Source organism: uncultured Campylobacter sp. (assembly GCF_938045595.1).
Classification (GTDB): domain Bacteria; phylum Campylobacterota; class Campylobacteria; order Campylobacterales; family Campylobacteraceae; genus Campylobacter_B.
This window is the reverse complement of sequence record NZ_CALIBB010000250.1, coordinates 1-5701: the sequence shown is the minus strand read 5'-3', so window position 1 is coordinate 5701 and position 5701 is coordinate 1. Positions and strand designations below refer to the sequence as shown.

Here is a 5701-nt window from a genome sequence, read left to right as displayed (position 1 = left end):
CTTTACCGCGTAAATGCTCTTTCGCGCGCGCTTGAAGAGGGGCTGAATCGCGCCAAAATCCCGTACAAAATGGTAGGCGGCGTGAAATTTTACGAGCGTGCCGAGATCAAGGATACGATCGCCTATCTGCGCTTGGTAAACGACGAGCACGACGACTTTTCGATGAGGCGGATCATAAACGTGCCCAAGCGCGGCATCGGCAAGGTCTCGCTGGCAAAGCTCGAGGAGCTTTCGCGCCTGCGGCTCATCAGTCTATTTGATGCCTTTAGCGAGCCTGATGCAGGGCTTAGCGCCAAGGCGGCGCAGGCTCTAGCGGAGCTTAAAAGCGGCATCGCTTCTATCTCCGCGCTAGCCGATACTATCAAAAAAATAGAGGCGCTGGAGCCCGCTTTCGGGCTAAAGGCTTACTATGCCTCGCTTCCGGACGGCGCCGATCGGGTAGCGAACATCGACGAGTTTTTGGCTATGCTAAAGGATGAGGCGAGCAATAAGCCCGATTTTGATCTGGCGGAATTTTTAAACGAGCTGAGCCTTCTTAGCGATCAAGACGCTATCATCGGCGATGCGATAAATATAATGAGCGTGCACGCGAGCAAAGGGCTTGAGTTCGAGCATCTTTTCGTAATCGGACTGGAGGAGGGCTTTTTCCCGCTTTTGGGCGACAGCAATGACATCGAAGAGGAGCGTAGGCTCGCATACGTAGCGATTACGCGCGCCAAACGCACTCTCACGCTTAGCTTTGCCGCTAGCCGCTTTTATCGCGGCAAACGCGAGAGGCTCGATGCTAGCAGGTTTATAGCCGAGGCGGGTTTGGTGGCTAAAGAGCCGTCGCGCGAGCAAAGCAGCGGCTTTAGCAAGGGCGAGCTGATTAAGCACAAACTCTTCGGTATCGGACAGATCACGGCGGTAAACGGCGATCGACTCACGATAAATTTCGGCGGAATTTCGCGCGTGATAATGTCGAATTTCGTAGAAAAGATCGGCTCTTATGAATAGATTGTTTTTGGCGGACAAGCCCGCGGGCATCGGCAGCAATAAATTTTTAAGCGCTCTTAAGCGCAAATACGGCGTGAAGAAGGCGGGCTTTAGCGGCACGCTCGATCCCTTTGCAAGCGGCGCGCTGATCGTGGCTTTCGGGCAATACGCGCGCTTTTTTAGGTTTTTAAAAAAGGAGCCAAAAGTTTACGCCGCGACGCTGTGGCTGGGCGCGCAGAGCCCAAGCGGAGATAACGAAAACATAGGGCGCGTAGAGCAAATTCCGCCGCTTTCGTGCGAGGTTTTAGACGCCGCGATGGCGCAAATGCGCGGCGAGATAAAATTTATCCCGCCCGCTTTCAGCGCCAAGAAAATTAGCGGCGTGCGCGCATATAAGCTCGCTCGCGCGGGCGAAGAGGTGAGCTTGAAAGAGAGCTCGATGCGGGTTTTTGATGCTGAAATTTTAAGCTACGCTCATCCATTCGTGAGCTTTCGCGTTGCGCTTAGCGAGGGCGGCTACGTGCGCTCTTTCGCGCAAATTTTAGCAGAAAAGCTAGGCGTTTGCGGCACGCTAAGCGCGCTTAGGCGAGAAAGCGAGGGAGTTTTTGACCTGCAAGATCCGCGCTTTGCGGACGAGGCGGCGCTAAATCCGCTCGAGTTTTTGGATCTTCAGCCGAACTTTTACGACGGCGACGCGCGCGACGTGATCTTGGGCAAGAAGCTTGCCGCAAAGGATCTGGCTAGCCGCGCGGACGGGCGCTATCTGCTTATCTGCGGCGATTTTTACTCGATCATCGAGATAGGCGCGGGCGAGGTGCGCTATCTTTGGAACGACGTTCCGATCGCAGGCGGCGCGTTTTAATCAGCGCCTCTAGCTTGCGGCGGAATTCTAATCGGGCGGCCCTGGCTTGAAATTTGAGCGGTTATAAATACGGCGTGTTTTAAATTTGCTAGCATAGCGTGCCGCCATGTGCGGCTAAATTTTATCGTGCGGAGCAGCGGACGAGCGATTGCGCTTTTTTTGTTGTGCACAGATCGCAAATTGGCCTTAAGCAGTATAAATTTCAACGTGCGGCTAGGCAGGCGACGCTCGCTCGTGAAAAGAAATAAATCCGTGAGGGTAAATTTAAACGCGGCGAAGCGGCGTTTTGATTTACTTTTTGGTGCGCGATGACGACGCGCCGCGAGATTAAAATTTCGCGATTTACAAAACGCGCAGGTTGGGGTTTATTGCGGCGCAGCAAGCAGTTTTTGTCGAATGAAATTTCGGCTTGCGGTAATGCGTAGTCTGCGCCGACGGGTTTGATTTTACAGCGGGCGGCGTACCGCTAAACTAAATTTATGACCTAGTGCGGCGTGCAGCGGTGCGGCTAGAATTTTGCTGGCTTGGAATTTTAATCGCTAAGATAGATTTGCGCCGCGGATTGAAATTCCGCCGCGTGTGTTGCGGATCTGAATTCCGCGCTTTATAAAATTTACGTATCGGGCGCCACGATCGCGGGTTAAATTCCGCGGCGTACACTTCACGGGTGCGCAGATTAAAATTTTAATCGCACTGGACAGGGCGCGTCGCAGGCTGAAATTTAACTTGCGCGCGGATTTAAAATTTTAATCGCGCTGGAAAGGTTTGTCGCGGCTAAATTTAACGCAAGCGCGCCAAAGCGCAGAAGGAGTAAAATTTTGAAAGCTTATGCAAAGATTAACGTTTTTTTAAAAGTCGTCGGCACGCGCGGCGGCTACCACGAGATCGCCTCGCGCTTCGTGCTGCGCAGGGAGCTTTTTGATGAGATAAGCTTCGAGCGCGCGAGCGGCTTTGCGCTTGAATGTGGCGCCGCGCAGATCGCGGACAATATAATTTTAAAGGCCAAGGCGGCGCTTGAGCAGGCGGGCTTTGCGCGCGAGCTTGCGGAGTTTTTCGGCTCGCACAAGATCGTGCTTAAAAAACGTATTCCGATCGGCGCGGGTCTTGGTGGCGGTAGCAGCGACGCAGCGGCGTTTTTGCGGCTTGCGAACGAGGAATTAAGCTTAAAAATTTCGCGCGAGCGGCTTACCAAAATCGCGCAAAATATCGGCGCGGACGTCGCGTTTTTTGTTAGCGGGCTTGAGGCTGCGAACGTGCGCGGTATCGGCGAGATCATCGAGCCTTTCGAGGACCAGCTACCCACGATCGAAATTTTAACGCCAGCGATCTTTTGCTCCACCGGCGCGGTTTATAATGAGTTTCGCGTAAGCTTTATGCAAAACATAAATGCCGCGCAGGCGCAAGAGATGTTGCGTTTAGGCAGCGAGCAGCTGCTGGCGCAATATGGCGGCTTTCAGCTAAACGATCTTTTCGCGCCGTGCATAAAGATATATCCGCAGATGGGCAAGTATCGCGATATGTTTCTAAGCGGCAGCGGCAGCAGCGTGTTTTTCTTAAAATAAGAATTCCAAGGCGCGCGGTTAAAATTTAAAAGCTAAATTTAAAGATAAAATTTAAAATTTGCTCGCCCGCTTTTAAATTTAAGCAAAAACGGGCTAAGCTTAGGACTAAATTTAGAAGGAAAAAGATGAAAGAACTGAGTAAAAATCGCAAGGCATTTCACGATTTTACGATACTTGAAAGCTTTGAAGCGGGCATCGTGCTAAAGGGCAGCGAGGTCAAAGCTCTGCGCGCGGGCAGAGGCAATCTCAAAGATAGCTTCTGTCGCGTGATCCGCGGCGAGCTGTTTTTGCTAAACGCGCATATCAGCTATCTTGAAAGCACAAACGCCCACTTTCGTCCCGACGAAGGGGCGGCGCGAAAGCTTTTGATGCATCGTAAGCAGATCGACAAACTGCTTGGCGCGGTTAGCAAAGAGGGTCTTACCATCGTGGTTTTGTCGCTGTATCTCAATGATAAAAACCGCGTAAAGGCGCGCATCGCTTTGGCTAGTGGCAAAAATCTGCACGACAAGCGCGAATCGCTAAAGCGTAAGGAAGCCGACCGCGAAGCGCAAAGCGCGATGAAGCGATACGACAAGCATTCATTTTAAATTCACAAAACTTTGGTTAAAATGCGGGCTTAAATTTAAACCCGAAGGAAATGCAATGAAGAAATTTTTACTATCATGTTTGGCGATTTTTGTCTTAAGTGGCTGCGGAGATGATTCGCAGAAAAAGACGGGCTCTGCTGGCGAGAATCCTGCCGCGAGCGAGAATCAGATGGCAAAAAATTCCGCTCAAGATAAAAATGGCGAGCGTATTGGTGGAGAGAGCGGCGAGGAGGTAGCTTTTACGCCGTTTAAAACGGGCGAGCGCCTTACGCTTAAAAGCGTCGTAGGCGGCGAGGTAACGATTGAGCGGACAGAAAAGGGCTTTAAGCTCGCGGACAGCGATAAAATTTTAATGTTTGATATTTTCGGTACATACTGCCAGCCATGCCGCATCGAAGCGCCGCATCTGATGGACTTTCAGTTAAAAAATTCCGCGGATTTTCTAATGGTCGGCTTGATTTATTTTGAGGACATTACCGATGCGCAGGTGATCGAAAATTTTACGAAAAAGTTTAACGCGTATTATTTTATCTCCAATTCAAAACAGAACGAGCGCATAGTAGGTCAAATTTTAAGCGACATCGGTTATCGCCACGCGCTTTCGATCCCTTTTAAGGTGGTGCTTAAAGATGGAAAATATCAAAGGCTTACTGACATTAATGAAGGCGATGAGCGGGGCAAGCCGTATTACTTAGGTATGGTCGATACCGATGTGATAAAAAGCGATATCGCCAGGATAAAAAATGGCAACTAAAACCGGCGTGCAGATTCGCACTCGCGCCAAAACAAAATCTTTCGTGCCTCGTCCGTATAAAGTAATTTTGCTAAACGACGACGTGACGACGATGGATTTCGTGGTTTATATTTTGATGGAGATTTTCGCCAAAAACTTTAACGACGCCGTAGATTTAATGATGAAAGTTCATAAGCAGGGTCGCGCGGTTTGCGGCGCGTATCCTAAAGAGATAGCCGAGTGCAAGCAACAAGCGGTTTTACAAGCGGCAAAGGCCGCAGGATTCCCTCTTAGATGTGAGATCGAAGAGGATTAAATTTAAAGGAAAGCAATGATAGGATTTTTTTTAAACAAACATTTTGAACAAGCAATCAGCGTCGCAAATGACGGCGAGGACGAATATATCACCACTTCGCACGTAGTTTATGCGATTTTTAAATACAATAAGCCCTTTCACGGGCTCATCGCCAAAGAAATTCCGGATATTAACTACCTAAATATCTTGGATAATCTGGGCGGGCTTTTGGATATGATGCCTAAATCAAGCGGTAAGGATCCGGCGCAGACGATAGAATTTAAGCAGTTCTATACTGAATTAAATAACGCTAAAGAGCCTAAAAACGAGCTTGATTTTATGCTTAAAATTTTAAATGATAAGGAAAACGACTGCACTAAAATTTTAAATCACTACGGTATCAATGCCGCGATTTTTGAGCTCATCGTGCGAAAGTACAAATCCGCTTTCGATCACCGTGATGAGGTCGTTTCTCGCGACGAAGCCGCAGCGATTAAGCTAAACTCATACGATATAGACGATATCACGCATGCGATGAATTATGACGAAAGCCGCAGGCAGTGGCAGAATACGGAATTTGAGCCTGCGTTTGAGGGTGAAAAGGACGCCATAAACGAGCGCGATATTAAAAAGGACTCGCCTAGCTCACTTTATACAGCGAATCTCAATAAAATTGCGCTTGAA

Annotated in this window: 6 protein-coding genes and 1 pseudogene; all 7 read left to right on the top strand. The window is 49.4% G+C overall.

Going from position 1 to position 5701, the window contains the following annotated elements; genetic code table 11:
* A partial coding sequence (locus Q0340_RS09600) for a 3'-5' exonuclease (protein WP_298083118.1) occupies positions 1-996 on the top strand: 996 nt, incomplete at its 5' end.
* The gene (truB, locus tag Q0340_RS09595) at positions 989-1837 is read left to right on the top strand and encodes a tRNA pseudouridine(55) synthase TruB (RefSeq protein WP_298083117.1); all 849 of its coding nucleotides are present in this window, start codon (positions 989-991) and stop codon (positions 1835-1837) included. The genes Q0340_RS09600 and truB, both read left to right, overlap by 8 nt.
* A gap of 818 nt (positions 1838-2655) precedes the next feature.
* Positions 2656-3399 carry a 4-(cytidine 5'-diphospho)-2-C-methyl-D-erythritol kinase gene (locus tag Q0340_RS09590; RefSeq protein ID WP_298083116.1) on the top strand — a complete coding sequence of 248 codons (744 nt, stop codon included), beginning with the start codon at positions 2656-2658 and terminating at the stop codon, positions 3397-3399.
* 125 nt (positions 3400-3524) lie between these two features.
* Positions 3525-3989, top strand: a complete 465-nt coding sequence (gene smpB / locus Q0340_RS09585) for an SsrA-binding protein SmpB (RefSeq protein ID WP_177386608.1) — start codon at positions 3525-3527, stop codon at positions 3987-3989.
* Positions 3990-4044: 55 nt separating this feature from the next.
* The gene (locus Q0340_RS09580) at positions 4045-4743 is read left to right on the top strand and encodes a TlpA family protein disulfide reductase (RefSeq protein ID WP_297881269.1); all 699 of its coding nucleotides are present in this window, start codon (positions 4045-4047) and stop codon (positions 4741-4743) included.
* Positions 4733-5038, top strand: coding sequence for an ATP-dependent Clp protease adaptor ClpS (locus Q0340_RS09575; RefSeq protein ID WP_005871755.1), 306 nt, complete (start codon positions 4733-4735; stop codon positions 5036-5038). The genes Q0340_RS09580 and Q0340_RS09575 overlap by 11 nt, the downstream gene beginning before the upstream one ends.
* Before the next feature lie 15 nt (positions 5039-5053).
* Positions 5054-5701, top strand: a pseudogene (locus Q0340_RS09570) (Clp protease); the annotation flags it as partial.